At 44.6% G+C, this 3,294-nt stretch carries 3 protein-coding genes; 1 reads left to right on the top strand and 2 read right to left on the bottom strand.

The features are described 5' to 3' along the window. Together F6K57_RS40705 and F6K57_RS40710 are read right to left on the bottom strand one after the other, a co-directional pair. Positions 1 to 1,738 (bottom strand): peptidase domain-containing ABC transporter (locus F6K57_RS40705; protein ID WP_293074635.1); only part of this gene is annotated, 1,738 nt, incomplete at its 3' end. Positions 1,739 to 1,742: 4 nt separating this feature from the next. After that, positions 1,743 to 2,336: a helix-turn-helix domain-containing protein gene (locus tag F6K57_RS40710; RefSeq protein WP_293074637.1), complete on the bottom strand. Its 594-nt coding sequence runs from the start codon at positions 2,334 to 2,336 to the stop codon at positions 1,743 to 1,745. Between the two features lie 384 nt (positions 2,337 to 2,720). On the opposite strand from F6K57_RS40710, the gene F6K57_RS40715 reads away from it, so the two are divergent. Continuing rightward, positions 2,721 to 2,888 carry a hypothetical protein gene (locus tag F6K57_RS40715; protein WP_158069558.1) on the top strand — a complete coding sequence of 56 codons (168 nt, stop codon included), beginning with the start codon at positions 2,721 to 2,723 and terminating at the stop codon, positions 2,886 to 2,888. Positions 2,889 to 3,294: the final 406 nt, after the last annotated feature.

Below are 3,294 nucleotides of genomic sequence, written 5' to 3' on the forward strand. Positions count from 1 at the left end.
TCACTTGCCCAGAAAAGTTAGTTTTAACTTCTTTATTTAATAACTCTTCCCAATGCCAGCGTACGGTTTGCTCAACTGCTGTAGACTTGACAGTGCGGACACCAGAAAGCACTTCAATCAGATAACTGCTTTCTTTTGCGATCGCATTAAATACTTCCCGAGAAATTCGTTTTAAAAAGGGTGTAGAAATCAACGCTAGCAGGAAAAAGGGTGGTACAATTACTAAAATTAGCAGCGCCATCTTCCAACTGTACCAAAACATCAATCCCACATAGATAAAAACTGTTACTAAATCTAGCAGGATAGATAACGCTTCACCGGTAAGAAACCGCTCAATTTTACGATTTTCCTGAATCCGGGAGGTAATATCACCCACAAAACGAGACTCAAAGAAACCTAAAGGTAATCGCAATGTATGGCTGATAAACCCCACAATTAGTGCTAGGTCTACTTTATTTGCGGTGTGGTCAAGCAAATATTGCCGCAACCCGGTAATCGCAACCCGAAACATAGTAAACATCAGCAATCCTAACCCCACAGCGGTTAGGGTGAGGGTGCTCCGTTGCACCACCACTCGGTCTAAAATTATCTGGGTAAATATCGGTGTAATCAGACCAAATATCTGGATCATCAGGGAAGCAAAAAACACCTCCAGCAACACGACACTGTGAGGCTTTACCAATTCAAAAAATTGCCAGAAAGAGGTCTTACTTTCTTTGGTATCCTTCAGGATTGCTGTGGGTTCCAGTAGCAGTACATAACCAGTCCAATCCGCTTTGAATTCCTGGTGGCTCAGACTTTTCTGACCAAGAGCAGGGTCAGCAATTACCACATGCTTGTTGGTGATTTCATAAACAACAATAAAGTGTTTTCCTTCCCAGTGGACAATCGCAGGTAGCTGTTGTTTTGCCAGTCGATCCAGACTAGCTTTCACTGGTCGAGTGGAAAAGCCAATACTTTCGGCAGCCGCTGATAGTCCCCGCAATGAAGCGCCATTACGGTCAGCATTGGAGATATCTCGCAAGCGGTTAACACTGAATCGTTTCCCCCAATAGCGACCGATCATCACCAGACAGGCAGCACCGCAGTCAGAACCACTCTGTTGGGCAAAAAACGGATAGCGCCGGATCACTCGCTGCCACAAATGACCAACTTTTTGAGTAGGGCTAGGAAAGTAAGCTTTGCTGATGGTTTGCTTGGGTTTTTCGTCTCCGGAGGTGGGGATATCTTTCTTTTCCCCCACTCTTTTTACTTCCCCCACTCTCTCTTTCTGCGACTCTCCCAAAGCACTCTCCGAGGGCATCAGCAGGGAATTTTGCCCTTGGGCCTGACGATAAAAATGTTCGCGGATTTGGGGATGTTTGCTAATCAGGGGAAATAACAGTTCCGGAGTTAGATAACAGAGCTTGGTTTTGAGGGAAGCTCTGGCTGAGTAACACTCAAAAGACTCTTCTGGAAAGAAAGTACACTCCCCAAACGAAGCTCCAGCTTCTAAGTTGGTAATTAACTCCCCGGCACTATTAATCAGTCTGACCTTTCCGGAAATCACAATATAAATGCCAGCTTCAGCATCTGTTGACTGCCAAAATTGACCGACCGTTGGCTCGCGATATTTTATTTGTTTGAGACAGCGTGATACTTCTAATTCTGAAAGAGAATGCCCTAGAGTATTAGCGAGCTGCTCAGGGGAAATCAGTGGATTAGATCTAGGATTAGATGTAGATGTATGTCGAACCATAATCTCATGCCATGTTGCTGGGATTAAATAGCCAAAAACTATTGGACTCGGAGCCATTAGCGGATTTCAGGTCAGAAATAAAGATGCTGTGACCATCGTTTTCCTGTCTGCTAGGGGAGTTAACCTTTCTCCGTGTTGGTATAGTCGATAATCCCATGTCTTTGAGCAATCGTTGCAGGTGGCGATTGCTGAGTTCAATCCCGAATTCTTTGGCCAGATGTTTGTTCAACCAATTCACTGTCCAGCGGCGAAAGGAATACCCATAATCCCGGGGACTCTGGTTAATCAGTTCTTTCAAACGGTCTAAATACTCGTCATTGACTGCCTTGGGGCGACCAATGGGACAATCCTGCCATTGGTGAGCCATCCCACTACGAGCTATATGCATCCAATGTCTTACTGTTGCGGCACAACACCCCAAGGTTTGACAAATTTCCGTTTGAGATTTGCCCTGGTCTGCCAATAACATAATTTGAATCCGCTGACGATAGGACTCATGTAAATCCTCTTCGAGACTTTTTTGGAGCAGTTTGCGTTGGAAGGCTGTTAAATAATGACTTTGAGAAATTTTGGCCTCTTTACCTTGAGCGTTATTCATATCAATCTGTTTTCTATTTACCACAGTCCTAAATTGGGCATTTTTAACATTCATTGAATGTAAGCTATCAGCGGTCAGCGGTCAGCGGTCAGCCCTCAGCCCTCAGCGGTCAGCCTATGGGTATGGCCACAGGCTAGAAGCCTGTGCCACCCTACTTGAGGTGCCTTCAGCGGTCAGCGGTCAGCCCTCAGCCCTCAGCGGTCAGCCCTGAGCCTATGGGTATGGCCACAGGCTAGAAGCCTGTGCCACCCTACTTGAGGTGCCTTCAGCGGTCAGCCCTGAGCCCTGAGCCCTCAGCCCTCAGCCTTTAGCTGATAGCTGATAGCTGATAGCTGTTCGCGTAGCGTGCGCGTAGCGCTTAAGCTGATAGCTGATAGCTTACTAATGAGCTATTTAGAAACCCTATATAGACCCCAAGAGTTAAGCGATTGGCCTACGGCCACGCTACGCGAACGCAATCAACTTACAGTTCTAAAACAGATAGTTTTTACTTCGATGGAAGTAATTGTTAGTTCAAGAATAGTTGAATTAACTCTTGGTAGTAATGGCTGAATTATCTCCCATGAAAGATTATATAAGTAGTCGGCTCAAAATCAACGGTTTAGCATTAAGCAATCCTTAAAAAATGCCCATCATTGCTCCAACCCGATGGACTAAAAATTCACAAGAATTAAGATAATCTTAAAAACGTTGCTCCGAGTACTTATCACTAAACTATTGGTTATCTAAAGGGTATCGCTTTCACGAAAACTAAACTAAACCTTTAACTCTGTAAAGCTTTGATAAAGCTTGCATAAAGCTTTGATCAAAAAACAATGACCAAAAAACAATGATCAGATCAAATTCCATAGTTTATCCCTTTATCCACAATGGATGTAATCTGTAATTATCGGGGGATGGGAATTAGGCACTAGCCAGGATCAATGCACCGATGAAGTGAGCACCACTGAAGGCTGAC

The sequence above is a fragment of the Moorena sp. SIO4A5 genome (assembly GCF_010672005.1).
GTDB lineage: Bacteria > Cyanobacteriota > Cyanobacteriia > Cyanobacteriales > Coleofasciculaceae > Moorena.

Bases quoted from the DNA above. Each gene is read 5' to 3' on its own strand.
- F6K57_RS40710 (WP_293074637.1), bottom strand. From the start codon at position 2,336: ATGAATAACGCTCAAGGTAAAGAGGCCAAAATTTCTCAAAGTCATTAT.
- F6K57_RS40715 (WP_158069558.1), top strand. From the start codon at position 2,721: ATGAGCTATTTAGAAACCCTATATAGACCCCAAGAGTTAAGCGATTGG.